The 25,073-nt window shown below is 55.1% G+C and carries 19 protein-coding genes; 12 read left to right on the top strand and 7 right to left on the bottom strand.

The window, feature by feature from the left end; translation table 11 throughout:
* The first annotated feature begins 709 nt into the window (after positions 1 to 709).
* The 4 genes from JW885_05020 (at position 710) to JW885_05005 (ending at position 4,227) form a co-directional block, all read left to right on the top strand.
* Positions 710 to 1,315 carry a TetR/AcrR family transcriptional regulator gene (locus JW885_05020; protein MBN1881516.1) on the top strand — a complete coding sequence of 202 codons (606 nt, stop codon included), beginning with the start codon at positions 710 to 712 and terminating at the stop codon, positions 1,313 to 1,315.
* 80 nt (positions 1,316 to 1,395) lie between these two features.
* Positions 1,396 to 2,679, top strand: a complete 1,284-nt coding sequence (locus JW885_05015) for an aspartate aminotransferase family protein (protein ID MBN1881515.1) — start codon at positions 1,396 to 1,398, stop codon at positions 2,677 to 2,679.
* Positions 2,680 to 2,778: 99 nt separating this feature from the next.
* On the top strand, positions 2,779 to 3,636 hold the full coding sequence (locus JW885_05010; protein ID MBN1881514.1) for an aminotransferase class IV family protein: 858 nt from the start codon (positions 2,779 to 2,781) through the stop codon (positions 3,634 to 3,636).
* Positions 3,637 to 3,753: 117 nt separating this feature from the next.
* Positions 3,754 to 4,227 carry a DUF3795 domain-containing protein gene (locus JW885_05005; GenBank protein MBN1881513.1) on the top strand — a complete coding sequence of 158 codons (474 nt, stop codon included), beginning with the start codon at positions 3,754 to 3,756 and terminating at the stop codon, positions 4,225 to 4,227.
* A 128-nt stretch (positions 4,228 to 4,355) separates the two neighbouring features.
* On the opposite strand, the gene JW885_05000 is transcribed toward JW885_05005, so the two are convergent.
* On the bottom strand, positions 4,356 to 4,943 hold the full coding sequence (locus JW885_05000; protein MBN1881512.1) for a hypothetical protein: 588 nt from the start codon (positions 4,941 to 4,943) through the stop codon (positions 4,356 to 4,358).
* A 294-nt stretch (positions 4,944 to 5,237) separates the two neighbouring features.
* On the opposite strand from JW885_05000, the gene JW885_04995 reads away from it, so the two are divergent.
* Together JW885_04995 and JW885_04990 are read left to right on the top strand one after the other, a co-directional pair.
* The gene (locus tag JW885_04995; protein MBN1881511.1) at positions 5,238 to 5,657 is read left to right on the top strand and encodes a hypothetical protein; all 420 of its coding nucleotides are present in this window, start codon (positions 5,238 to 5,240) and stop codon (positions 5,655 to 5,657) included.
* Positions 5,658 to 5,944: 287 nt separating this feature from the next.
* On the top strand, positions 5,945 to 6,997 hold the full coding sequence (locus JW885_04990; GenBank protein ID MBN1881510.1) for an acetoin utilization protein AcuC: 1,053 nt from the start codon (positions 5,945 to 5,947) through the stop codon (positions 6,995 to 6,997).
* Between the two features lie 182 nt (positions 6,998 to 7,179).
* Here JW885_04990 and JW885_04985 read toward each other — a convergent pair whose 3' ends face one another.
* Positions 7,180 to 8,691, bottom strand: a complete 1,512-nt coding sequence (locus JW885_04985) for an NAD(P)/FAD-dependent oxidoreductase (GenBank protein MBN1881509.1) — start codon at positions 8,689 to 8,691, stop codon at positions 7,180 to 7,182.
* A gap of 207 nt (positions 8,692 to 8,898) precedes the next feature.
* On the opposite strand from JW885_04985, the gene JW885_04980 reads away from it, so the two are divergent.
* The gene (locus JW885_04980; GenBank protein ID MBN1881508.1) at positions 8,899 to 9,267 is read left to right on the top strand and encodes a response regulator; all 369 of its coding nucleotides are present in this window, start codon (positions 8,899 to 8,901) and stop codon (positions 9,265 to 9,267) included.
* Between the two features lie 243 nt (positions 9,268 to 9,510).
* Here JW885_04980 and acs read toward each other — a convergent pair whose 3' ends face one another.
* The 4 genes from acs to JW885_04960 all read right to left on the bottom strand — a co-directional run bounded on the left by acs (position 9,511) and on the right by JW885_04960 (position 14,193).
* A complete protein-coding gene (acs, locus tag JW885_04975; GenBank protein MBN1881507.1) occupies positions 9,511 to 11,433 on the bottom strand; it encodes an acetate--CoA ligase in 1,923 nt (640 codons plus the stop codon).
* A gap of 41 nt (positions 11,434 to 11,474) precedes the next feature.
* The gene (locus tag JW885_04970; protein ID MBN1881506.1) at positions 11,475 to 12,068 is read right to left on the bottom strand and encodes a TetR/AcrR family transcriptional regulator; all 594 of its coding nucleotides are present in this window, start codon (positions 12,066 to 12,068) and stop codon (positions 11,475 to 11,477) included.
* A gap of 565 nt (positions 12,069 to 12,633) precedes the next feature.
* A complete protein-coding gene (locus JW885_04965) occupies positions 12,634 to 13,521 on the bottom strand; it encodes a hypothetical protein (protein ID MBN1881505.1) in 888 nt (295 codons plus the stop codon).
* A 258-nt stretch (positions 13,522 to 13,779) separates the two neighbouring features.
* On the bottom strand, positions 13,780 to 14,193 hold the full coding sequence (locus JW885_04960; GenBank protein MBN1881504.1) for a CBS domain-containing protein: 414 nt from the start codon (positions 14,191 to 14,193) through the stop codon (positions 13,780 to 13,782).
* 256 nt (positions 14,194 to 14,449) lie between these two features.
* Here JW885_04960 and JW885_04955 point away from each other — a divergent pair, with 256 nt between their 5' ends.
* Positions 14,450 to 15,304 carry a class II fructose-bisphosphate aldolase gene (locus tag JW885_04955; protein MBN1881503.1) on the top strand — a complete coding sequence of 285 codons (855 nt, stop codon included), beginning with the start codon at positions 14,450 to 14,452 and terminating at the stop codon, positions 15,302 to 15,304.
* A 172-nt stretch (positions 15,305 to 15,476) separates the two neighbouring features.
* Here JW885_04955 and JW885_04950 read toward each other — a convergent pair whose 3' ends face one another.
* Positions 15,477 to 18,557 (bottom strand): CHAT domain-containing protein, encoded by a 3,081-nt coding sequence (locus JW885_04950; GenBank protein MBN1881502.1) that lies wholly within the window; start codon positions 18,555 to 18,557, stop codon positions 15,477 to 15,479.
* A gap of 230 nt (positions 18,558 to 18,787) precedes the next feature.
* On the opposite strand from JW885_04950, the gene JW885_04945 reads away from it, so the two are divergent.
* The 4 genes from JW885_04945 (at position 18,788) to JW885_04930 (ending at position 25,024) form a co-directional block, all read left to right on the top strand.
* Positions 18,788 to 20,113: a family 1 glycosylhydrolase gene (locus tag JW885_04945; protein ID MBN1881501.1), complete on the top strand. Its 1,326-nt coding sequence runs from the start codon at positions 18,788 to 18,790 to the stop codon at positions 20,111 to 20,113.
* Positions 20,114 to 20,375: 262 nt separating this feature from the next.
* Positions 20,376 to 21,680, top strand: coding sequence for a family 1 glycosylhydrolase (locus tag JW885_04940; GenBank protein MBN1881500.1), 1,305 nt, complete (start codon positions 20,376 to 20,378; stop codon positions 21,678 to 21,680).
* Between the two features lie 56 nt (positions 21,681 to 21,736).
* Positions 21,737 to 22,687, top strand: coding sequence for a potassium channel protein (locus JW885_04935; GenBank protein MBN1881499.1), 951 nt, complete (start codon positions 21,737 to 21,739; stop codon positions 22,685 to 22,687).
* Between the two features lie 105 nt (positions 22,688 to 22,792).
* Complete coding sequence (locus JW885_04930) at positions 22,793 to 25,024, top strand: CHASE2 domain-containing protein (GenBank protein ID MBN1881498.1); 2,232 nt, start codon at positions 22,793 to 22,795, stop codon at positions 25,022 to 25,024.
* Positions 25,025 to 25,073: the final 49 nt, after the last annotated feature.

Below are 25,073 nucleotides of genomic sequence, written 5' to 3'. Positions count from 1 at the left end.
ATCTGGATCGGCAGGTTATGACTGTGTAACCGCCATTGACATGCCGGGAGGTACGGCCACTGTCAACTCAAGTCTCGTTCAGGACAGCTATGCAGCTAGTTCTTATTCTTCATCGACTATTTTCTTTATATTATGAACGACCGCTAAGAGCTTTTGCTTGGCTAGTGTCTACCACTCTAATTTTCCCTTCACTCTATCTGCTGACTGGTGGTCTTATTATTAATGGAAATCCTATTGATTACAGAATCGCATTCACTCTTCAATTTATTTCTTCAAAATTCATATATGACTATATACATGCACTTATGTATAGTCTTGTTGTCATGACTATGGGAAAGTTTCAATATGATGTCCTACTTGATGGCACATCAATCTACTTTTTAACTTTTTTACAATTAAGTTTTTCAGCAATTTTCATCTATTTACTAATCTCGTCTATCAAACGCAAGTTTGAAAGAAGGAAAAATTAATATAGAGAATCCACGGACGAAAAAAAGGCGAAAAAATCTCGTGGACAATACATCTTCGTCCGATGATACACCTTGGGACTGTCACCAGGATTCCCCATACGCACGATTTCCTCGTGCCCCTCTCCCAATACGAAAAAACTAAAAAAACCATTGACAGCAATCAAAAACAGGCGTACGATTCACGAATAGTTTATACGGTCGGCCAACTAATTTATATAGAAAAACACACAAAGAACAACATGGGACGGAAAAACAGATCGGAACAGAAACGCCTGGAGCTGCTCGGGCATGTCTGCGATGTAATCAGGGATGACGGCATCGAGGGCGCCACCCTCTCCCGCATCGCGAAGCGGGCGGGGGTCCACAAGAGCCTCATCACCTATTATTTTTCCACCAAGGACGAGATGATCGTCTCCCTGGTCGATTTCATCACCGACCGATACGAGGAGGCGTTCGCCGGGCTGGTCGCCGGCATCGACGACCCGGACCGGCGCCTGGAGACATCCCTTGATATCATCTTCGGCAGACAATGGACGGAAATCGTCGACTACCGCGTCTTCTATTCCTGCTTCTACCTCTCATTGATGAACGAGCGGGTCCGGGAGCGGTTCAGCCTCATGTACGATCGGCTCAAGGGATTCCTCGTCCGGGAGATCGAGCTGGGGACGGCCCGGGGCGTCATAGACGTCGAGGAACCGGAGAAGGCGGCGGTCTTCGTGATGATGCTGCTGGAGGGATTCGACTACTACTGGGCCGTGGCGGGATACGTCCGGGACGTCGAGGAGTACGGCAAGTATTTCAAGACGCACATCAAGAAATTCCTGGGCATGAAACAGGATTTATAAATCAGTATCATATATCGCCGCCGGGACGGATCGTCGCCGGCGTTCACACAACCGTTTTGTGAATACCAAGGAGGCATGATATGGGTTATTTCGGAGAGGGACAGGACGTTGTTTTCGATCACCCGGTATTTCCCAATAAGGGAAAGAGCGCGGACGACGTCGAAAAAAGGCTGAACGATATCTACGACGAAGACGCGAAGCCGGTGGACGGCCACGTAATGATCTACGCCACCACGCTCCAGGATCATTACGAGGTCAACGAAGTCTCGAAGATGGCCTTCAACAAGTATCTGAAGAAGAACATGCTGGTCAAGGAGATCGCCCACGGCATGCAGACCCTCGAGCAGGAGGTCAAGCGGATGGTGGTGGAAATCCTGGACGCAGGCGACGACGCCCGAGTGAATATCACCTCCGGGGGTTCTGAGAGTCTCTACTGCGCCATCAACGCGGCTCGTCAGTGGGCCAAGGCCACAAAGCCCCACATCACCGCGCCTGAGATCGTGGCCCCCTATACCATCCACGCCGCGTTCAGCAAGTGGTGCCACTACACCGGCATCACCCTGAACCGCATCCCGGTGGGGCCGGACTTCCGGGCGGACGTGGCGGCCATGGAGGCGGCAATCAACGAGAACACCATCATGATCGCGGGCTCCTCCCCCTGCTGGCCCTACGGTCTCTATGATCCCATCGAGGAGCTGGCGGCCCTGGCCCGGAAACACGACCTGTGGATGCACTCCGACGGTTGCCTGGGGGGATTTCTGGCCCCCTGGGTGGAGAAGCTCGGCTTTCCCATCCCGACCAAGTGGAATTTCTCCGTCCCCGGCGTGATGAGTTTGTCTGCGGACCTGCACAAATACGGGTACTCGGCGAAGCCCTGCTCGGTCATCCTCTTCCGCAACAAGGAACTGCAGGAGCACCACTGGTGCCATCCGTCGGACTGGCCGTCCGGGCCCTACAACACCGAGGCGATCCTGGGGTCGTTTCCCGCCGGGTCCATCGCGTCGGCCTGGGCGGTGATGATGTACCTGGGCGAGTCCGGATACATGAATCTGGCGAAGCGTTTTATCGAGGTGAGGAAGCGCTACATCGACGGCCTCAACGCCGTCGAGGGCGTTGAAATATGGGAAAACGACCTGACTCCGCTGCTTCTGGACGTGGGCGATCACGACTACCTCTCCTTCATGGCGGGGCTGTTTGACCGCCAGAAGTTCGTGTTCCCGGTGTACGAGCCGATGCTCATCCAGTTCATCTGCGACCCGGTGTCGGACCAGGTCGTCGACAGCTTCATCAATGCGGTGGACGAGGTGGCCAAGGGCGTCCGCGCGGGCGAAATCACCTCGGAATCCATTCTGAAATATATGTGATTACAAAATCCGCCCGATGGAACATCGCCTCGGATTTCTTTCCAAATCGATACGCCGGGACGGCCCCGGAATAACGGGGCCGCCCCGATCCGGATATATATGACACCCACCGGTTTCCTCTCGGACGAGCCGATCGGCACCCACTTCATCGACAACGGCGACATCCGCCCCATCGATGAGCTGGCCGATCGCACAAGCAAGGTCATGGGCTTCGTCTACGAGGTCGTCAGGATCATCGATGGCGTCCCCCTCTTCCTGGAAGAGCACGCGGCCCGCCTGGTCCGCTCGGCGCGGCTTACCGACACGCATCTTAAAGTGCCGGCGGAGCACCTCTCCGATTTCATCGGCGAGCTTGTGCGACACACAGGGTTGACGACCGGCAATGTGAAGGTGGCCCTGGGAGGAGGCAATCCGTCGGAAGACGTCTGTCTCATCTCCTTCATCGCCAGCCGGTACCCCGCAGACGCCATGTATCAAAATGGTGTGAGCGTCGGGATCTTTTCCGGAGAAAGACACAATCCGACCGTCAAACAGTACAACCCTGAGCTCAGGCGAAGACTCCGGACAAAGCTGGAAAAGAGCGGGCACCACGACCTGCTCTTGGAGAGCGCCGACCGGTTTCTGACCGAGGGAAGTAAACACAACGTCTTTTTGGTCGATCACGACACCCTGATCACCCCGCCGGAGAATGACGTGCTGCCGGGCATCACCCGCATGAAGGTCATCCAGATCGCCGCACGTCTTGACATCCCCCTGATCGAGACCAGGGTGCACCGGCGTGACCTGGGCGGATTCGACGCCGCCTTCCTGACCGGCACGTCGGCGAAGCTCCTGCCCATCCACACCATCGACGGCCGTTCCTTCCGGGTGGACCACCCACAGGTGAGGCGACTCATGGCGGAATACGACCGCCTCATCGACGAGTACGTACGAAACTGCCGGGCCGCCTCCTCGTGAGGAGCCGCCCCCAGGGCGGACGATCATATGCTTGCTTTCCTCACATTTTTCCGATTGGCATTCCATCCATATCGTGATACGTTTGACGTCGGTCTCGTCATCTGAAAGGATTCTGTCATGACCGATGATCGGGAAACCGTGTCATACGACACCGTCAGGGAGCAGATCGCCCCCTGCGGGCTGAACTGTGGTAAGTGCGCTCTCCACATCGACGGCGAAATCAAGCAGCTCAGTGCCGCTTTGGGCGACGCCCTGGGGCCGAACTTCGGCTCCTACGCCCAGCGCTTGTTCTCCGCCGTTGACCCGGTGTTCGAAGGGTACGAGGCGTTCCGTGCGCTCCTGGATTACTTCGCACACGGGTCCTGCAGATCGTGCCGCAGCGGTGAGTGTCCCTTCTCCCTCTGCAGGGTCCGGGAATGCGTCGTGGAGCGGGGGGTCGATTTCTGCTTCCAGTGCGACCTGTTCCCCTGCGACCGCTCGGGGATGTCCGGACCACTCCTGGAGAAATGGCGGGCCAACAACGAGAGCATGAAAGAGCTGGGGGCGGTGAAGTATTACAAAAAGGTGCGGGACCTCCCCCGATATCCATAGCGCACACGGCGCATACCGTCCATCCGATCACCCCGTGAATACCGCCGACACTCTACATAAAACCGGCGGCCGTGATGCGCCGCCGGTGGAGCATGAAATAAACTGTTTTTGGAAAGCAGGGGTTGCCGTCACTTTTTGACCAGGACGAAGTAGCAGGTCGAATCCCCCTTGGCCATACATTGTGTCTCCCGGGGAAGATACGCACCCTTCCCGAAGGCCCACTCGCTGATATACTGCATCACCCCTTCATACAAAGAACAGATCGGCTTGTCCGCGGTGTCGTTCTTGCAGAGAAGACAGTCGAACACGTCCAGGTCCGCGCCGTATTCATCGTTGGGCACGGCCCGTCCCTTTCCTGATCCTATAACCGCAAGCTCCAGCGCCTTTTGAAATTTCTCCACCGGCTCCAGATCGACAAAGCCGTCCAGCACATGTGCCGTCTCGACCGCGTGCTTGATGTTGTTATATCCGATACGGCGCCACACGCCGAGAGCACCGTTGAGACCCAGAAGCTTCTCCACCTCCCAGTAGATCTTCACCTGGTCCTCGGTGGAAATACAGGGCTCCCAGTCATAGGGCGGCGGGTCGTCCAACAAGTATTCCATTTCCACGGCTCGAAATATAATTCTCAGGGCCTTTTCGCCGATGATCTCCTCGATGGAATCCATCACCGAGTGAATCGCCATATTCGTCGCCATTTTTCCTGTTGCGGTCATGATACACCTCTCGCCCCGTGGAAATCCGAACCGAACCGCGTGTTCCCTCCCACGTGCCAGCATATTCCTTTACTATATATACTATTCCATTATATCGTATTTTACCGAAGGACCGCAAGACACGGGAGACCCTCCATACACCGAGCATTCAAAGCAAAGTGACGGCACATATTCATTCAAAACAGAGAAGGATGAGACCAGCGGATGGATATGATATACTTTATCAGTCCATCAAGATCAAGATGTTTTTCTATTTATCATGACTTTGTTTTATAAAATTTTAAGGTGTCTACAATGTTCAGAAACATTATCGTAACGGGTCTTCTGGCGGGGCTTGCGATGCTGGCCGTGGAGATGGGACTTGCATTTCTCTCGAACCTGGTGCTGCCGGGCCTGATGGCGGAATACGCCAATATCTGGCTATTCCGCGCCTGGAACGATCCGCTCATGTCCATCTACTTCGCCTATCCCTTCGTCATGGGGCTCGCCCTTGCCTGGTTCTGGAACCGGGTGAAGAGCACATTCAGGGGGAAAAGTGCCTGGGGTCGGGGGGCTCTGTACGGATTCGCCTATTGGATCATCGCAACAATACCGGGCATGGTCATCACCTACAGCAGCTTCCAGATATCGTTCCCGATGGTGTTGACCTGGACGGTTTCCGGCCTGATCGGTGCCGTGGCGGGGGGGCTGGTGTGCGCCGGAATGAACCGCTGAGGGCGTCCGTTCCTTTCGACTCCCGGGCATACGAATTTTCGGTCTCCATCGGCAAAGAAGAGGGGCGATGTACGGTTTTCCTTTGACTTGCCCCCTGCATCATATATAATTCAGGGGAGTGGATATCGGCTGATGACACCCGGCGAAGTGTTCTCAGCGAGGCCTCCGCCCTTTTATGATACACCCACGGCGTTCCCGTTCACATGAACAGCTTTTTGATATACTCTCCGGACTCATCGAAGTTTGAACTCAGCCCGGACCATCCCTTCCGACCCGAGCGGACACAGATGATGTACGATCTGTGCATGCAGTATGACCTGTTCGACCGGGATTGGATCAATATTATCGAGCCTGAGCCGTTGACCACCGATGACCTTCTTCTCTTCCACACCGAGGAATATCTTGAAACGCTGGACGCCGCAGGCGGCGGGTCGGTGGACGAGCGGACGCTCATGGCCGGGCTGGGCACCCCGGACTGTCCCATCTTCTCTGACATGTTCGACCGGCTCAACCTGGTCAGCGGCGGAACCATCGTGGGTATGCGCCGGGTGATGGAGTCGGACGGCCGCGCCTACTCCTTCAATCCCATCGGCGGCTTCCACCATGCCTATCCCGATCACGCCGAGGGATTCTGCTACATCAACGATCTGGCCATCGCCGGCAAGATCCTGAGAAGGGACGGGCTGCGGTTCGCCTACATCGATATCGACGCCCATCACGGCAACGGTGTGGAGCACGGCTTTTACGACGACGACGGCGCCCTGGTCATCTCCCTCCATCAGAGCGGCCGCACCCTCTATCCGGGCACCGGGTTCGAATACGAGTTCGGGACGGGAAAGGGACGGGGCTATACCATCAATATCCCGGTGCCCCCCGGCACCGACGACGAGCTCTATCTCAAGGCGTTTTTCGCCATCGTACCCCCGGCCCTGGAGGCCTTCTCCCCCGACGCCCTCATCGTCCAGATCGGCACCGACTCCATGCACAACGATCCCCTGACCAACCTCTCCCTGACCAACAACAGCTACAAGAGGATCGCAGAGGAGCTCTCGACCCTGGGCACCAAGGTGATCGCCACCGGCGGCGGGGGGTACAACCTGGATAACGCCACCCGGGGCTGGGCCCTGGCCTGGGCCGCCTTCAATGACATCGTACTTGAAAATCCGTACGCCGGCATCATCGGCGGGGTGATGGGCGGGCCGGACATCGAGATGGGAGACCTCACCGACCGCCCCATTTACATCACCGGTCCCACCAAGACAAAGAATACCTACGAAATCGACCGGATCATCGAGTATATTCACACGGAGATATTCCCCCTCATCGGGGCGAAGCCGTAGCGCCACCTCTTTGCCCGTAGGGCACCTCTGTGCAGATACAACAAGAAGACCGCCGTCTTCCCCGAAGGCGATACCATTGTTCCCCTATATAATTCAAATAGAAAAGCGCCTCCCGGTATTCCGGGGTGCGCTTTGTGCCTCGCCGAGACGAAACGGGGCGCTGCCGCCGCCCCAAACATGTGTTATTTTCCCCTTATAATCCGCTCCACTACCCGGTTCGCTCCGGTGATGCCGCTGGTGACGCCCCCAAAGGTCTCGCTCTGAGCCCCGATGAACCAGAGGCCCTCGACGGGTGTCTTTGCCTCGATCGGTTTTCTCCCCAACCTCGGCGTACAGCCGCCGAACGCGTGATGCGCAAGATACGTGCGCTTTCTGAAATCCTCCGGCGTGACGATTACCCGGGTTGTGGTATGCGCCCTGAGACCAGGCACGTACTGTTCGGCATACGCAAGCAGCGTGTCCGCCCACCGCTCCTTGTCCGCCTCCCACGAGCCGTTCTTTGGAAAATTCGGGGCGATGGTATAGACGGTTATCGTGTGGCGGCCCGGCGGGGCCATGTCCGGGGAAACGGCAGAGAGACAGAAGACCAGAAAGCCGTCCTTCCCTTCGTGATAGATGTCCTCTTCGAGCTCCTTAATGGCCCCGGGGATGTCGTAGGTCATGTAGTAATAACATAGAGGGGCGCCGTGCTGGTAAACCGTGGGGTCGTAATCGACACCCAGGTGCACCATGAAGACCGAATCGGTCTGGGAAAAATCATCCAGATGCTCCCGAAAGAATTTTTCCGGCAGGTGCTCCCGACCCACCATATTCTCAAACAGCTCCCGGGCGCCGCCGCTGGCCAGAACAATATCGGCGTCAATCCCGGCACCGTCTTCGAGAACGACCCCCGCCACCCTCCCCCTTTCAATGCGTACCTTTTGCACCGCGGCGCCCGTTTTGACCGCTCCGCCGAACCGCTCGATCGCCTCCGCCAGGGCGTCCACCAGGGTCTGCATGCCGCCCACCACCATCGTCCAGGAGGATCGGCGCTCGTGCCCCGGATATTCCAGGGGGGTTCGCTCGTCGAAGCAGGCCTCGGGATTGATGAAGGGTACGAAGATGGCCGGGAATTCGTTTGGATGTGTTGTGTAGTCGGCGAGCATCCCGATGAACGCCGCAACGAGCCTCTCGTCGGTGAAGTAGTGATCCATCAGGCGCTGCGCGCTCCAGTTCTTCCGCGGAAGGATCGAGAGCAGCCTGAAAAAGAATTTCAGCTTCGCGAGGACGCCCTCCTGGTTGTAGAGGGATATCACATCCATCACCCTCTCGTGAAACCGGTAATATCCATCCAGCCCCCTCCGTTCGTGGGGGAAAATCTCCTTGAGTCGCTCTTTTCTTCCATAGGGAGTCGTGTGCCGTTTCGGCCGAAACACCTCGAAATCTCTGAATACGTTTCCCCGGTAGGATTTCGAAAGAGAAACACTGTCGGCAACTCCCAGCTTTTCCAGTACCCGTCCGCCCGGTTCCCCCGGCATCAAATCCGGCACCAGCATGGGGCCGAGATCCCAGCGGTACCCGTCCTGTTCTATGGTGGCGGTTACGCCACCGACGGTATCAAACTGCTCAAAAACCGTTACGTCATGGCCCGCTTGTGCAAGCAACGCAGCGGCGGTCAATCCGGAAACTCCTGAACCGATAACAATGATCTTCATGCAACCTCCAGTTGAAAATCTTCCACACTTTCTCTGGCTATCATGACGGATGTATTTTGTCAATAGTCTGTCAAATCAAAATCGAATACGGATACATACACAAAAACAAAATTTTTATAAAAAAAATTAATGTAAAAAGTACTATGCAATATTGTATCAGGGTAGTAGAATATATATACACTGTCTATTTTCAATTGAGGTGTCGCCATGAATATCCTTGTTGTTGATGAGGATGCGGGCGTGCGAGATCTTCTCAGCGGCACCATGCGGAAACTGGGGCATGATGTTGTGTGCGTCTCTAACGGGCGCCAGGCCGTCGATCACGTCAAACAGAATCATGTTGATCTTTCCTATATCGACGTGAACCTGCCGGACGGAGACGGATTTCGAGTCCTGTGGGCGATGAGGAAGATACGGCCGAAACTGGGAGGGGTCATGCTCTCCCGTGTGGGAATGCGACGGTTGCTTGAGCAGATGCTCATGAATCCGGACGGCATTTTTTGGTGCGCCACCAAACCGTTGACGGCTGAAAGGACGGAATACATCACCACCTGTTTCGGCCAGGCGCTTCCATAGGAAGTAGTATTTACCTTTAGGAGCTGAACCCTCCCGACACAGATCGGACGATCGGTGGTGTGTGTCCAAAACCGACATGCTTCAACCGCCGTATACCGGCGCAACAAAACCTTAACCCACAAGAAGAGACGAACGATCCGGCGCCCGAAACTCCATCACGCCCGATGCGTTTTGTCCACCACAATGAAAACGGGGCCGGCTGTATTGCCGACCCCGTTTCTTTATTCTCGAATCACGATGCAACTATTTTTTCATTCCCATTGATTCCAGGGCCTTTCCCACCTCGTCAACCGTGGCACCGTCTTCGATGGTGGAGAGATCTCCCAACGCTTGTCCCTCGGCGATGGCCTTGATGACCCGGCGCATGATCTTTCCGCTTCGGGTCTTGGGCAGCGCCTTGATAAACCTGAGCTCCTTGGGCGTCGCCACCGGGCCGATCTTTTCCCGGATGAGCTGTACCAGCTCTTTCTCGATGGTCTCGGACGGCTCCACGTCCGCCTTGAGTACCACAAATGCAAAGATCCCCTCGCCCTTGAGCTCGTCCTTGACGCCGATGACCGACGTCTCCGCGACCTTCGGATGGCTGGAGATCACCTCCTCCACCTCCCGGGTGCCCAGGCGATGGCCCGCCACGTTGAGAACCTCGTCGGCCCGTCCCAGCATCCAGAAATAGCCGTCTTTGTCTTGGATGGCGAAGTCACCCGTATGGTAAAACATCTTGCCGGGATACACCTCCCAGTAGGTCTCCTTGTATCGCTCGTCTTCACCCCAAATGGTCATGAGAGTTCCCGGCGGCAGCGGTCCCTCGGCGATGAAGTATCCCTTCTCGCCCCTGGGCATCTCATTGCCCTTTTCATCCACCACCTGAAATTTATACCCGGGGGCCGCCTTGGTGGGGGAGCCGGGCTTAATGGGGAGAGACTCGACGCCGGGCATGTTGGTGAGCATGGGCCAGCCGGACTCGGTCTGCCAGTAGTGATCGATAACCTTGGTTCCCAGGGCCCCGGTGGCCCAGTGATACGTCGGCTCGTCCAGCGGCTCGCCCGCCATAAAGAAGTACTTGATGGAGCTGAGATCCCGCTCATTGAACCATTTTTCGGGGAATTTTCTGAGTATCCTGAGCGCCGTGGGGGCGCTGAAGATGTGGGTCACGCCGTATTTTTCCACCACGTCCCACCAGATGCCGGGATCCGGGTGATCCGGCGTCCCCTCGAACATCAGTGTCGGTACGCCCTTGAGCAGCGGGCCGTAGATGATGTAGGAGTGGCCCACCACCCAGCCGATGTCCGACGTCGACCAGTATACGTCTCCCTCGCCCACGTCGTATATTTGCCCCATCGAGGCGTGGAGCGCCACCATGTATCCGCCGGTATCCCGGACGACGCCCTTGGGCTTGCCGGTGGTGCCGGAGGTATAGAGGATATAGGACGGGTCGGTGGAATCAAGCTGTTCCGGCTCCACGAACAGTTCGCCGTGCTTTTCCAGGGCGTCGGTCCAGAGGATGTCCCGCCCCTCTTTCAGATTCGCCTTTCCGATACCCCGATCCAGGACGATCACGCGATCGACCTTGTGTGAGGCGTAGTCGAGGGAATCATCGACGATCTTCTTGAGCGGTACCTCTTTCCCCTTCCGGCTGCCGGCTTCCGCACAGATGAGAATTTTCGGCGCGGCGTCGTCTATCCGACCGGCCAGGGACTCCACGGAAAATCCGCCGAAGACAACGCTGTGGATGGCGCCGATACGTACACACGCCAGCATGGCCACGGCGGCTTCGGGCACCATCGGGAGATAGATAACCACCCGGTCTCCTTTTTTGACGCCCAGATTCTTCAAAACCCCGGCGAACCGATTGACCTCGCGATAGAGCTGGAAGTACGTCAAGACCCGGGAATTGCCGGTGGTGGGTGACTCCCAGATGATCGCCGCCGTGCCGCGATTGGCGCCAAGGGCGTGGCGATCCACCGCATTGTAGCAGATATTCGTCTTGCCGCCGGGAAACCAGCGATAAAACGGCGCTTTCGAATCATCCAGCACCTTGTCCCATTTCTTGTACCAGTGAAGATGCTCAGCACAACCGCCCCAGAAGCCCGTCGGATCCTCCACGGACATCTTATGCAGCGCCTCATAGGTATTATGAGGCAGAAAACGTGTGGTGTCGTGATGCATACAGTTCCTCCTTCATATTCCGATTGTTCGTTTCTATGTCTCTATACATACGGTTTCAAATTGGTATCGATCAGGTATTCGGTGATGCTCGACCGATCGTGCAGGTTTTTCAAATTCCAGCGACGCAGTACACCGAACACTGCGGAATATACCAGGAAATTGGCCCGGAGATCCGCATCGCCCCGTTCTATTCCCATGTCCGTAAGGATGTCAAAAAACCTCTCGACGATTTCGGCCTCTCGGGTGAGGATTTCCTTGAGATAATGTCTTTTCATATATCGGGCCTGGGTGTAGGCGAGCATCACCTGGTCTTCAAGCTCGAAGCAGACATCGATGAGGGCCGTGTATGTGACCAGGAGCCGACGTTTCGGATCGGCGTCGCAGGTATCTGCGGTGCTGAGCTTCTCGTAGAAGCGGTTCATGTAGTTTTCGTAAAAGAGATAGAGGATATCGTCCTTTGATTTAACGTAATCGTAAATGCTCCCCAGCCCCAGCCCCGCCGCCCCGGCGATTTCCCGTACCGTGGCGTTGGGATATCCCTTTTCGCTGAACACGGAGATGGCCCCGTCAACGATTTTTTTTCGTTTTTCGTCGACAAGGTGCTTGTCCTTGACTTTAGACTTGACCCGTTTCATCTTCCCCGCGTCCCGTCGGGTACCGTTCTGTGAGAATGCGCTTTGTTGAAAAAACGTTTACCCGTCTACTGAATACGGCAACTTATCCACAAAAATGAACGAACATTCATTCGCCGAACATCATATAAAAAAACTTCTATGCGAGTCTCTTTTCTTCACGGCTTCCGACGCCGCCCTCTCCACGTTACCCAACCTCTCTTTCTCCCTCCCCACACCCATCTCCCTTTTCCGCTCCTCCGTAACCCCCGTTTCCCCGAATGAACGTACGTTCGTCTTTCACCGGCTGTTTATATGGTGTTCCCGGTGAGATGTCAAGAAAAAAATACCGTCGTTCAAAAACACAAAATGAAGGATTTTCATACACTCGTTTTGATGTTGATGAATGGAGCTATAGTTTTTATCGCGTGGATTGCAAGAGGAATTAAGGAAATACGGCATATCGAACCTATATAACGATCCACAACACGTCCGTCACCCGGCGGGATGGATACCAAAAAAGCGGAGGATGCTGTCCCCCGCTTTTCAGCATGATACGTCCAAGGCGAAACGCCGGCTCGTATACTATTTACTGCCCGAGAAGCTGGGCTTCCAGGGCCTGCCACTCACCGGCCAAACCGTCCCACTCCAGCGGGGCGGCCTTGGCATCCTTCATTTTGAAGGCGAACGTGCAGTGATCGGCTCCGGTTGCGCGACAGGTCACCTCCCGGCACTCCACCGCCTTGTCCCCCAGTCGGGAGAGCACCCCCTTGTAGAATCCCTCCATGTAACTTGCCAGGATGCGACACGACGGCTTCTTCGCGGTAACGCCTTCGGATTCGTAGGTGTTGTCACACACCGCCACCAGCATCTGCTCGCCGTCCGGTCCTTTTGCGTAAGCCGAACGGGCCCGACACCACCCCGCAACACTGAACGTATAGGCAAACACCTTTTCGTTCTGGGATGCCAAGGCGTCATCGATGTTCTTCCAGCCGTAGTTTTTCAGGGCCGTTTCTCCCACCACCAGGCCGCCTTTTCTGCTGACGGACCTGATAATGGCGTTGGCTCCGTTTTCGTCGAGCACGTCCACCAGAACATCCTTGAACCTCTGAATGGTGAAGATATCCTGGAGAATCCAGACGGTATCGCCGAAAACGGTGATTTCACGATCGTCCTTATCCCAGGTGACGGTCTCATGTATAACGCTGCTTGCCTTGTCCACCGGCAGGATTCGCTTGTCGAACACCTGTATCAATGTACGGAAACTCAGCTTGTCGCCGAACTCACCGTTCAGTCCCACACGCTCCACAAGGTTTCTCATCATTATCGACATACCGTCTTCACCCAGGATGCCCACGATTTCGGGCAGGAATCCATCCCAAAACCCCCGGCGAAGCAGTATCACCCGTTCTTGTTGTCCGTTTCCATCCAGAAGTATGGTCCCATTTTTCGTATCCCAACGCACTGCATGAGTCATAACAGATACCTCCTGCATGTTCATATGACGTGATGTCATGTTCCGGTCATCTCCAACCAGCACGACTTGCAACATATTGAATATTACATATTAAAATTGAACCAACATGAAGGAGGATACATATTTCCATTTTATGTGATACGCCGATGATTATCGGGTGTGTCTCATCGAACTCACATATGGCTTTTTTGGATCATTTTTTTATCGGATTTGATACACTTGAAAGGCGCGTATTTCCCTCGCACATCCGACCCGTCATCATTCCCGTAATTGTCTCAGAATGTCGTCTCGAGAGATGATTCCAAGAAGGTTCATCTCACTGTCCACCACCGGGAAACTTCTGAGCTTCGTCTCCACCATCAGCTCAAGCACTCTGGTGAGGGGAGTATCGGTGGATACGGTCAGCACGCCCTTGTTCATAACGAGGCGCACCTCGTCCTCCAGGAGCCGGTCATAATGGGGGATCATCGATTGGGGAGTAAACACGAAGTGCTTGAGTATATCAAGCTTTGAAACGATCCCGACCATGCGTCCCTCTTCCATAACAGGGATGAAATTGTAATCATAGGTGTCAAACAGCCCCTCGACCCCCTTGAGTTTGGTAGTAGGAGAAACCGTGATAAGATCGGTGGTCATGGCATCCTTGACGTACAAGAGTACGAAATTTTTCATACATCACCCTCACGTAAACACAAAAATACGCCGTTTTTCCTCTCCGGTGCGCTTTTGGCGAATTAAATATCCAACCTATTTTACATACCGCATTTTGCGAGAAAAATCAACAGGAAACGGGCGGACTTGAAGTAATTGACAAATATTTTATCCTATGATAACAATACCCTGACACTTCCATGCAGGATGTCCTGCATTTTTCATGTATGCTTTTCGTATCATTCCCAACCTTTTTTATACATAAGAGGAGTCATGTATGCCCCTTATCGACGCTATCGACCAGTACCAAGACGCACGGGAAAACGGGTTCGCACTGGGCGCCTTCGACACCAATGCGGGAAACCCGGACTTCATCATGTCCATACTGGACGCCGCCGAGGAGCTGAACTTCCCGGTCATCATCCAGGGCGGGGCTCGGCCGCTTTCGGAACTGTACGACATCCGCGCCTTCGGCCGCTCCATCGCCTCCCTGGCCCAGGATCGCGAGGCCAAGGTGGTGCTTCATCTGAACATGGCCGAAAACCTGGACCAGATTCGCACCGCCCTGGACTCCGGCTTTACCTCGGTGATGATCGATGGATCGTTTCTCGATTTCAAGGACAACATCGAACTGACCCGACAGGCGGTCGAGATTGCGGAGGTATACAATGCGGCTGTGGAGGGAAAACTGGGGATACTGGGGGGACGTGAAGACCTTGAGAAAAAGGTCACCCAAACCTTTACCGATCCGGAAGAGGCCAAGACCTTTGTGAAGGAAACGGATATAGATATCTTTGTGCCGTCCTTCGGCAACGTATACGGTTCATACATCAATAAGCCGAATCTTAACTTCAATCTGCTCAAGACCCTGAAGGACTCTCTTTCCATCGGCATGACCATTCACGGGGCATCGGGGCTGTCCGACCGGGACTATCGTTCTCTCATCGAGAACGGCGCCGTAAAAATCAACATCTCCACCGCCATGCGCACCACCTACCTGAAGAACATCAAGGAGGCCATGGAGAAGGCGCCCAAGACCACACTTTCCTATGAAATTACCGCTTCGGCCCGAAAAGACATCACCAGAATCGTCGTTGAGATGATACGCCTCTTTCGCGGAAGCTGGGAATAATCACCGTCCGTCGGGCTTTACTGCGGGATTTCGACACACCATACATCTATAACGTCCGACAGGGAACGCCCCGCGATACGGGGCGTTCTTCATTATGACGGAACCGATGTGGAATGTATGATGCAAGACATGTCTACACCACGGAGATTGATGTTCCGCCGGAGTTTCCCCATCATTCCCAACTTCCCACCAGCACAAAGGGCGCCCAGAAAAAGGGGCTCTTATAATCGGTGCTCGATTTCGCCCACCGCTGGGCCTCGTTCAGGGCAGAAGACGGGGTCTGTCCTTCCTTCAGGTTTTCATAGAAACGGGTCATGACAGAGGCCGTGGAGTCGTCCGCCACCTCCCACAGCGTCACCACCATCGACGGCGTTCCGGCATACAGGAAACCCCGGGTCAGGCCGACCAGCTCGTCCCCCCCGGTCACCCGGGAAAGTCCGGTCTCGCAGGCCGAGAGCACCACAAGCATCGTCTCGTCCAGTTCCAGGGCGAACAGCTCCGCCACCGTCAGCCGACCGTCCTCGCCCCCTCCCGCCGTCAGGTATAGGGCGGAATCCAGGGGATCGGTTTCATCGAACGAGGCATGGCAGGCAAGGTGTACCAGGTCATACTCGCGAAAGAGGCTCTTCCCTCTTTTTTCCGTTGCCTCCGACCCGAGATATACCGACACATCGGCCTCCGGCTCCATGATGGCGGCGATTTTGGTCACCTCATCCTCCGCAAACGGCAGGGGACTGTGGGGCGTTTCCGGATTTCCAAAGGCGATGATTTTTTCCCCGGGATCATCCGTTCTTTTTTCGCCGATATACTCCATGACGCCGGCGCTGGGGTTTACCACCACATCGTACCGGTCGATGAGAAAGCTCTCACCGTCGGAGAGGGCGGCGAATGGCAGATAATGAAGCGGCCCGTGGGGAATGATAATGAGGGTTTCCGCATCGACCCCCTCCAGGGCCGGCTCCAGGATGAGTGCGTACAATTGCACCGACAGTGAGAGAAAGGCCTCGTCGTCAAGGTATCGAACGGCATCCCTCAGACGGGAGACCGCGTCCTCCAGGAAATCACGATTTGTATCGATGGTGAGCACATCGATGCGGCGGGGAGTGACCACAAAGACGAAGAGATTGCTTTCTCCTGTGGCCGTGAAGCTTTCATCGGAGATGAAATATTCAATCAGGCAGACGTCGTCTCCGAGGCTCTCCCGGACCGCTTCCAGAGAGGGGGGAACGACCGTCACCAGGGATGCCAGCCTCGGGTCTGTTGACTTTATTGTTTCGATGAGACGCAGATACTCCTTCTGGATGTCAAGCGACCGATCGAGGGCGTCGTGCGCCTCCCGTGTCTCTTTAATCGGCTGTGCGTCGCCACCGGCGGACGGCATGAGTGTCGCATCTTTGAGGAGTCGCCGGAGCTCCCGCTCCCGTCTGAGGTATTCACTGCCCGCTTCATCCGCCACCGTGATGGTCCGAGACGCCAGCATGTCAAGGAACGAGCGGGATCGGGAGCGCTCCATAAATTCAAACGCCTCATCATACCGTCCCAATTCGATAAGCATCGTTATGATATCCTCATAGACCTGCATTTTCCCGGACATGTAGGATGTGCGAAGCTCCTCGGTCTGGATGGTTCCTCTGACGGACTCAAGGGCGTCGATGGCGATCTCGTAATATGTCACTCCCTGTTCATAGTCTTTCAGGTTTTTATACGAAAATCCGAGGTACGCCGCCGAATAGCCGATCGTGTTAACATCGTTGTTTTCCATACCGGCGGAAAGGGACTGTTCCAGATACCCAACGGCATGTTTATATTCACCGGCTCCCACCAGCAGCATGCCGGTTATCAGCGGGTCCACCGCCAGGGGAAAATCGCTTCCCACCTCTTCAGCGATCCTGAGTACTTTCTTGTAATAGAGCGCCGCCTTGAGGCTTTTCCCCTGATTGTAGTATGCCGTGGCGATTATTCCCAAAATAATCCCCTCCCCCACCCGGTCTTCGAGCTCCCGGTAGATTTCCAGCGACTCCTCGGCATATTCCAGAGATCGGTCCGGATCATCGAGGGTGACGGTGGCCAATCCCACAAGGGACTGCGCTTCCATGGCCCGTATCCCCGCCTTCCGGTTCACTTCACGGGCGTCTTCAAGAACGGCGAGAGCCTCCCCCTGTTTTCCAAGGACAGCCAGTATCATACCGAGCCGAACGAGAAGCGTCCCCTCGGTTTCGAGATCCCCTATACTTTGGGCCAGCCCGCGGGCGTCTTCCAGGAGGGCAAGCTCCTCCTCAAAACGATTCAGACTCTCCAGGGCCCACGCCGCCCCACCGAGGGCGTCGATCTCGCCCGGGATGTCTCCCCGCTCCCGGTATTTCACCCGTATCGCCTCATAGCTGGAGAGCGCCTCTTCATATCGCCCCGCATCCCGAAGCGTTTCGGCGATGTCCATTTCCAGATCAAGATCCGCATCAATATATTCCAGCGCATCTTCGGCATGGAGGATTTCCGTGAAGTGCTCAATGGCCTCGTCATAGAACCCCGCCCGCTTCTCGGCGTACGCGAGGTTTTCCAGGCCGTCCCGAACCAAGTCCGTATTCCCGATCCGATGGGCAACGTCAACCGCGCCGGAGAAGTGTTCGACCGCTTTTTCGTAATCGCCCCGGCGCATCTCCAGAAAGCCGAGATCGGACCGTACGAAATAGACAGCGGCATCGTCCTTCTGTGCCAGGGCCGTATCCAGGGCTTCCCTATAATACGACTCGGCCCCGACATAGTCGCCGGCCCAACCGGCCAGCAGTCCCATATTCGAAAGCACATCGCACCTCAACGAATCATCCCCGGTTTCCACGGCGATGTTCATGGCTTCGGCAAGATATGCGCCGGCGGTGTCGTATTCTTCGAGAAAAATGTATGCCTTCCCGATAAACTCCAGCGCATTTCCCACGCCGATTCGGTCTCCCGTCTCCTGTTCGATCACCACGACCTCGAGGTAATACTCCACGGCTGTGTCGAACTCACGCAGTCCGAACGCGGCCAACCCCGCCCAGTTCAGGGAAGTTACAAGAGAGTCCGTATCCCCGGCCTGTCGGGACAGCTCCACCGCTCGATCGTACTCCACCAGGGCTTCGGCCGTCTCTCCCCGATCCATATATGCATGACCCCTTTCAAGCGCGCCGGCGGCGTCTGCTTCTTCGCCTTTGGCAAATCCGGTAAGCATTACGACACACACCGCCGCCAGCACCGAGACTCGATATCCACCGACCATGTATTCCTCCCCTTTTTTATCGATTCACATTATTCTCTGTTGATGAAAAGATAGCATAATACAAATCATGCGCCAAAACATTTTTGTTTGGGTGCCAACGTCCCATTTTTCTTGTGGCCGGGCCTTTTTTTTGCAATACTATTGTCTTACTACAGGTGAATATCGATACATCATACACGAGACGAATTAAAAAAAGAGACGGCAACCAACCAGGAAAGAAGGGGCGTATCATGAAGCCGATTACTTTTCCCGCCGGTTTCTACTGGGGCGGGGCCACATCATCACACCAGGTCGAAGGGCGAAATACCAACAACGACTGGTTCGTCTTCGAGCAGCTTTACGGGAAAATAACCGACGGAACCGTCTCCGGGGACGCCTGCGATCACTACTCCCGCTTCCGCGAGGATTTCGCCCTCCTCAAAACCCTCAATCACAACGCCCATCGCTTCAGTGTGGAATGGAGCCGTGTGGAGCCCGCCCGGGACTACATCTCCAAGGTGGAGGTAAACCATTACCGCCAGGTGGCCGAAAGCATCAGGGAAAACGGCATGGAGCCGTTTGTGACCCTGCATCATTTCACCACACCGATCTGGCTTGCCCGTACCGGGGGATGGCTCAATCCGGACTCGATCGAGCGATTCGAAAAATTCACACGCGTCATGGTGGACGCCCTGGGGGATATCGTCACCTTCTGGATGCCCATAAATGAGCCTGTGGTCTATACATTCCTGTCGTTCATGGACGGCAGCTACGCCCCGGGAATGAAAAAACCGCTGGCCGGATTCAACGTCATGACCCACATGCTGGTGGCACACGGCCGGGCGTACCGGATTATCAAGGAAAAATATCCCGACGCCCAGGTCGGATTCAACAAACACATGCGTATCTTTGATCCCCTCAGGGAGGACAACAAGCGGGATCGGGCGGCGGCGGCCCGAATGGATAAGGTATTCAACATGGACATCATCAACGCCCTCTTTACCGGCGAGACCACGGGCCGCATAAAGGTGCCGGCAACGGAGAAATCGACCGTCCGTGAAAGCAGTGATTTTCTCTCCCTCAATTACTACTCCAAGGACAGCATCAAGTTCAGCATCTTTCACCCCGGGACCCTCTTCGGCAAAATCGTTATGCCCGAGGGCGCGGAAACATCCCACGAGGGGGCGTACGGAGACAAGCCCGAGGGCGAATACTACCCCCACGGCATCCGGAGACTCCTGAAGATCCTCGGATCATACGGTCAGCCGGTGTACATCACCGAAAACGGCGTGTCGACCGACAACGACGCCTACCGGGTGAAATACATGGCCAACCACATCGCCGAGGCGGGCCGGGCCGTCCAGGACGGCGTGGATCTCCGTGGGTATCTCTTCTGGTCGACGCTGGACAACTTCGAGTGGAACGAGGGATACCTCATGCGCTTCGGCATGATCCATGTCGACTTTGAAACCTTCGAGCGCACCGTCAACGATTCCGCGAAGCTCTTTGGAGATATTGCGAAGAAAAACGCACTGGACGATACGATCTGCAAAAAGTACAATGTAACCGTCGAATAAAAACGCCCATACCCGGGCGTACAGCGGGGATGTGTCTGCGAGCACATCCCCTTTTTTTGTCGATGGGAGATGAAACAACAGGATCACGATCACTGTTTTTCCTTGAATAAAAAACTGGATGGGCTACAATAATGAATGACCCCCATGCAGGCCGTTTCGCACGAATTTCACGACGTACGGGACACATCGGGTGAGCGCACACATCGTATCGAGCCGATGTGATCTTTTCACTGATGAATATACCCAGCGAGGAAGAGCATTCATGACCGAATATATGTTTCCGGATGGCTTTTTGTGGGGCGGCGCCACCTCATCCCATCAGGTTGAAGGGGGCAATACCAACAACGACTGGTGGGCGCATGAACAAAAACCGGGGACGATAATCGACGGCTCCATCTCCGGTGACGCGTGCGACCACTTTCGACGCTATCCTGAAGATTTCGCCCTCCTGAAAACTCTCAATCACAACGCCCATCGCTTCAGTGTGGAATGGAGCCGGGTGGAGCCGGCGCCCGGATATTTCAGCAGGGCGGCGCTGGATCACTATCGAGACATGACGGTGGTCTTGCGCGAGAATGGGATGGAACCGCTCGTGACCCTGCACCACTTCACCACACCGCTGTGGCTGGCGAAAAAGGGGGGCTGGTCAAACCCGGAGACGATAGAGCGCTTCGTCTCCTACGCGGGGGTTGTCGCCTCGGCCCTGGGAAATGACGTCACCTTCTGGATGCCCATAAACGAACCGATGATCTATGCCTACATGGGATATATCCTGGGCACCCACGCCCCGGGACGGAAAAGCTTCCTGAAGGGTTTTCGGGTCGCCTCACACATGCTGCTGGCCCACGCCCTGACCTACCGGAAAATCAAGGAGCATATTCCCCACGCCCAGGTCGGCTTCAACCGACATCTTCGGGTCTTCGATCCCCACCGGCCGGAAAACAAGCGGGATATCGCCGTGGCCAACAGGCAGGCGAAAAGCTTCAACTGGGACATGCTCGACGCTCTCTACGACGGCGCGTCCCACGGACTCATAAAGGTCTCGCGAAAAAACAGAGACGTCATCGCGGGAGCGTATGATTTCATCGGCCTGAACTACTACGCCCGGGACCAGGTGATGTTTTCCCTCTCGAGCCCCTTTCAGCTCTTCGGCGAAACCATTGTTCCGCCGGGTGCGGAGACCTCCCACCTGGGCGAGGGGGAATACTATCCCCACGGCATCTACCGACTGCTTCGCGAGCTGAGACGCTATGAAAAGCCTCTGTATGTCACCGAGAACGGCGTGGCCACCGAGGACGACACCTACCGGGTCAAATACATGGGCCAGCATATCGCCGAGGTCGGACGGGCGATTCAGGAAGACAGTGACGTGAGGGGATATTTCTTCTGGTCCACCCTTGATAATTTTGAATGGGCCGAGGGCTACACCATGCGGTTCGGCATGATTCATGTGGATTTCGACACCCAGGCGCGTACCGTCAAACCCTCGGGAGAGATGTTCGCCCAAATCGCGAAAAACAACCACATCGATCATTCCCTCGTCAAAGCATACGGAGCAACATTATAGATACGGGATTTTTTACCTCGACCCGGAGGATCTGGTATTCCCTGGGGCTTCTGTTTTTGGTTATCCTCTTCGGAACCATCGGGTATATGTTCGTCGAGAAGTGGAACATCCTCGATTCCCTCTATATGACGGTCATTACCCTGACCACCACCGGATTTGGTGAAGTCAAACCTCTGGGCAGAGAGGGCCGGATTTTCACCATTATCCTGTTGACCTCCGGCATCCTTGTGGCGGCGGTGGCGCTGGGTTCGTTTACCCGCTTTTTGATCGAGGGTGAAATCCTGAAGTTTATGGGGAGCAGGAGATTGGCCAAAGAAATAAAAAACCTGAAAAATCATTATATTATCTGCGGATTCGGCCGCATCGGAAAGGTCATCGCCCAGGAATTTCACTACCAGAAGGTCCCGTTCGTGGTGATTGATGCAGCCATGGAAAAAATAGAGGAGCTGGCGAGGGCGCATTTTCCCGCCGTGTTCGGCAACTCCGTCGAGGAGGAGATCCTCCTCGACGCCGGCATCATGCGGGCCACGGGTTTGATCGCCGCCGTCGGGTCCGCTGCGGATAACGTATACATAACCCTCAGCGCCAAGGCCCTCAACCCGGATATATTCGTGATGGGCCGGGCCAACGATGATATCACGGAAAAACGCCTGAGGGCGGCCGGAGCGGACGAGGTGGTCTGTCCCTACGCCATCGGCGGCCGCCGCATGGCCAATTTCGTCCTGCGCCCGGCCGTGGTGGAATTTGTGGACCTGGCGGTCGCCCGAAAGAACCTGGCCCTGGCGATGGAGGAGATCAAAATCAGCGAAACCTCCCAGCTTCTGGGCAAGACCATCATCGATTCTGCGGTCCGAAACAGATACGGCGTCATTATCGTGGCCATACTCAAACCGGACGGCCAGATGCTCTTCAATCCTCCACCCAGCACCGCCATCGAGCAGAACGATGTGTTAATCGCCCTGGGAAAAATTGAGGACCTCCAATCCTTGGCCCGGGCCGAGACATAATCGTTTTTAAAAAGAGGACAATATTTCTTTCTTGATTATTCTCTAAAACTCTAATACTCTATAACTTGAGTATTCACTCCGACTTCTGCGGAAAACGAGCCTTTCATGAAAAAATTCGCCATCATCATCGGTATTGTCATCTCGATTCTTGTGCTCATTCTGTTACGGAATAACCTCTTTTACACCATCGAGAACAAGGTACTGGACTTCCGCTTCCTCCTCAGAGGACCCACACAGCCGGGGGACGAGGTGGTCATCATCGCCATCGATGAGAAAACCCTGGACGAGCTGGGCCGCTGGCCTTTCCCCCGCCGCTACTTCGCTGGGGTGGTAAAAAACCTTAACAAATGGGGCGTAAGCGTCATTGCGTTTGATATGGTTTTCGACGAGCCGGACAAATACTCCGGCATGGAAACCGTGGACTATATCCAGGAGCACATCAAGGATATCCTTACCTATGACTCGAAGTTGACGCTCTTTTTCGCAGAAACCCGAGCCACCCTGGACAGCGATTATCATTTCGCCATGGAACTGGATAATACGCCGAAAGTGGTGTTGGCGTATTTTTTTCACATGAACGAAAAAAACATCGCCCATCTCACCGATGAGGAAAGAGAGAATTACTATTATTACCTTGATAAAAAATCAAGTTTTGGTTACGTGTATAAGTCGTCGGTATATTCAAATACGGACGTTATCCCAGAGGGTGTACTGCCGGAACCGAATATCGACATCATTTCTAAATTTTCCGATGGATTCGGATTCTTCAACGTTTTCCCCGACCTTGACGGCACGAACCGCTGGACGCAGTTGGTCATGAGATACAAGGATAGGGATGTCTTCTTCCCCTCCCTCGCTTTCGAGGTGGCCCGGGCCTACCTGGGTGCCCCCAAACCCGGTATTTCCGTCGGGGAAGAGGGCGCCTATAAAATCGAGCTGGGGGATATAGAAATCCCGGTCGATCCCCAGGGCCGTATGCTTATCAACTACCGGGGAGGTCTTTACACCTACCCCTATTACTCTTTCACCGACGTGTACCATGGGAAATTCTCCGCCGACGAATTCGAAAACAAGATCGCCATCATCGGAACGGTAGCAATGGGAACCTATGATCTGCGGGTTTCCCCCTTCACCAGCGAGATCCCGGGCATGGAGATCAACGCGACCATTATCGACAACATCCTGCACCAGGATTTCCTCTACGTACCCCGTTGGGAACCGTTTTTGGTCATATTGGTCATATTGATTTTCGGCATTCTGCTCGGATTCGTCCTCCCCCGAGTAAACGCCTGGCAGGGCGCCATCGTCAGTATCATCCTAGTGGCGGGATGGCTGGGATACACCGAGTACATGTTTCGACATAATCTGGCGTGGATCGAGATCATGCCGCCTTTGCTCACCGTCGCCATGGCATATACCACCCTCACCCTGATTCGATACATCATCGTGGAGCGGGCGGGACGCCAGATCAAGAGCGCCTTCGAGTTTTACGTCCCCGAGGCGGTTGTGGATGAGATTATCAAGGATCCCTCCAAGCTCACCCTGGGTGGAGACAGGAAAGAGGTCTCCATCCTGTTTTCCGACATCGCCGGTTTCACGACCTTTTCGGAAAATCTCAGCCCGGAAGAACTGGTTCACATTCTCAACGAATACCTCACCGCAATGACCGATGTGGTCTTCACCCATCGGGGACTCCTGGACAAGTACATCGGCGACGCCATCATGGCGGTTTACGGCGCGCCGCTGGAGCAGCCGGATCATCATCTCAAGGCGTGCCTGACGGCTCTTGATATGATGAGCGAGCTTGGGCACCTGCAGGAGAAATGGAAAAGGGAAGGCAGGCCGAAGCTCGAAATCCGCATCGGCGTCAACTCCGGGTTCGCCGCGGTGGGGAACATGGGATCGGAAAAACGATTCGATTATACCGTCATGGGAGACAACGTAAACCTGGCGTCCCGGCTTGAGGGCATCAATAAAATCTACGGTACGAACATTATCATCTCCGAATTCACCTACGAGCACGTCAACGAGCTCATCCTGTGCCGGGAACTCGACCTGGTACGGGTAAAGGGAAAGACCAAACCGGTGAAAATATACGAAGTGCTCGGCAAACAAAACGGTGATCAAGAGCTTCAGAAACTGGTTCATCTCTTTGAAAAGGCGATGGCCGCGGCCAGAGAACGGGACTGGGATGTGGCCCTGGCGATCTTCAAGGAAGTGCAGGTGCAATTTCCTGACGATAAACCAACCGCCCTCTATATCGACAGGATCACTGAAGCGAAACACAATCCTCCGGAAGCAGACTGGGACGGCGTTTTCGATATCAAAACAAAATAGTCCGCGTCAACACAACGCGTATCTCGGCGTCGTCGATGCTTCCAAATGC

Source organism: Candidatus Zymogenaceae bacterium (assembly GCA_016931225.1).
Classification (GTDB): Bacteria; Desulfobacterota; Zymogenia; order Zymogenales; family Zymogenaceae; genus JAFGFE01.
Note: the sequence above shows the minus strand (reverse complement) of the source record. Positions and strands in the feature narration are given on the sequence as shown.

Coding starts and splice junctions, on each gene's coding strand:
- JW885_05020 (MBN1881516.1), top strand. CDS start 710: ATGGGACGGAAAAACAGATCGGAACAGAAACGCCTGGAGCTGCTCGGG.
- JW885_05015 (MBN1881515.1), top strand. CDS start 1,396: ATGGGTTATTTCGGAGAGGGACAGGACGTTGTTTTCGATCACCCGGTA.
- JW885_05010 (MBN1881514.1), top strand. CDS start 2,779: ATGACACCCACCGGTTTCCTCTCGGACGAGCCGATCGGCACCCACTTC.
- JW885_05005 (MBN1881513.1), top strand. CDS start 3,754: ATGACCGATGATCGGGAAACCGTGTCATACGACACCGTCAGGGAGCAG.
- JW885_05000 (MBN1881512.1), bottom strand. CDS start 4,943: ATGACCGCAACAGGAAAAATGGCGACGAATATGGCGATTCACTCGGTG.
- JW885_04995 (MBN1881511.1), top strand. CDS start 5,238: ATGTTCAGAAACATTATCGTAACGGGTCTTCTGGCGGGGCTTGCGATG.
- JW885_04990 (MBN1881510.1), top strand. CDS start 5,945: ATGATGTACGATCTGTGCATGCAGTATGACCTGTTCGACCGGGATTGG.
- JW885_04985 (MBN1881509.1), bottom strand. CDS start 8,691: ATGAAGATCATTGTTATCGGTTCAGGAGTTTCCGGATTGACCGCCGCT.
- JW885_04980 (MBN1881508.1), top strand. CDS start 8,899: ATGAATATCCTTGTTGTTGATGAGGATGCGGGCGTGCGAGATCTTCTC.
- acs (MBN1881507.1), bottom strand. CDS start 11,433: ATGCATCACGACACCACACGTTTTCTGCCTCATAATACCTATGAGGCG.
- JW885_04970 (MBN1881506.1), bottom strand. CDS start 12,068: ATGAAACGGGTCAAGTCTAAAGTCAAGGACAAGCACCTTGTCGACGAA.
- JW885_04965 (MBN1881505.1), bottom strand. CDS start 13,521: ATGACTCATGCAGTGCGTTGGGATACGAAAAATGGGACCATACTTCTG.
- JW885_04960 (MBN1881504.1), bottom strand. CDS start 14,193: ATGAAAAATTTCGTACTCTTGTACGTCAAGGATGCCATGACCACCGAT.
- JW885_04955 (MBN1881503.1), top strand. CDS start 14,450: ATGCCCCTTATCGACGCTATCGACCAGTACCAAGACGCACGGGAAAAC.
- JW885_04950 (MBN1881502.1), bottom strand. CDS start 18,557: ATGGTCGGTGGATATCGAGTCTCGGTGCTGGCGGCGGTGTGTGTCGTA.
- JW885_04945 (MBN1881501.1), top strand. CDS start 18,788: ATGAAGCCGATTACTTTTCCCGCCGGTTTCTACTGGGGCGGGGCCACA.
- JW885_04940 (MBN1881500.1), top strand. CDS start 20,376: ATGACCGAATATATGTTTCCGGATGGCTTTTTGTGGGGCGGCGCCACC.
- JW885_04930 (MBN1881498.1), top strand. CDS start 22,793: ATGAAAAAATTCGCCATCATCATCGGTATTGTCATCTCGATTCTTGTG.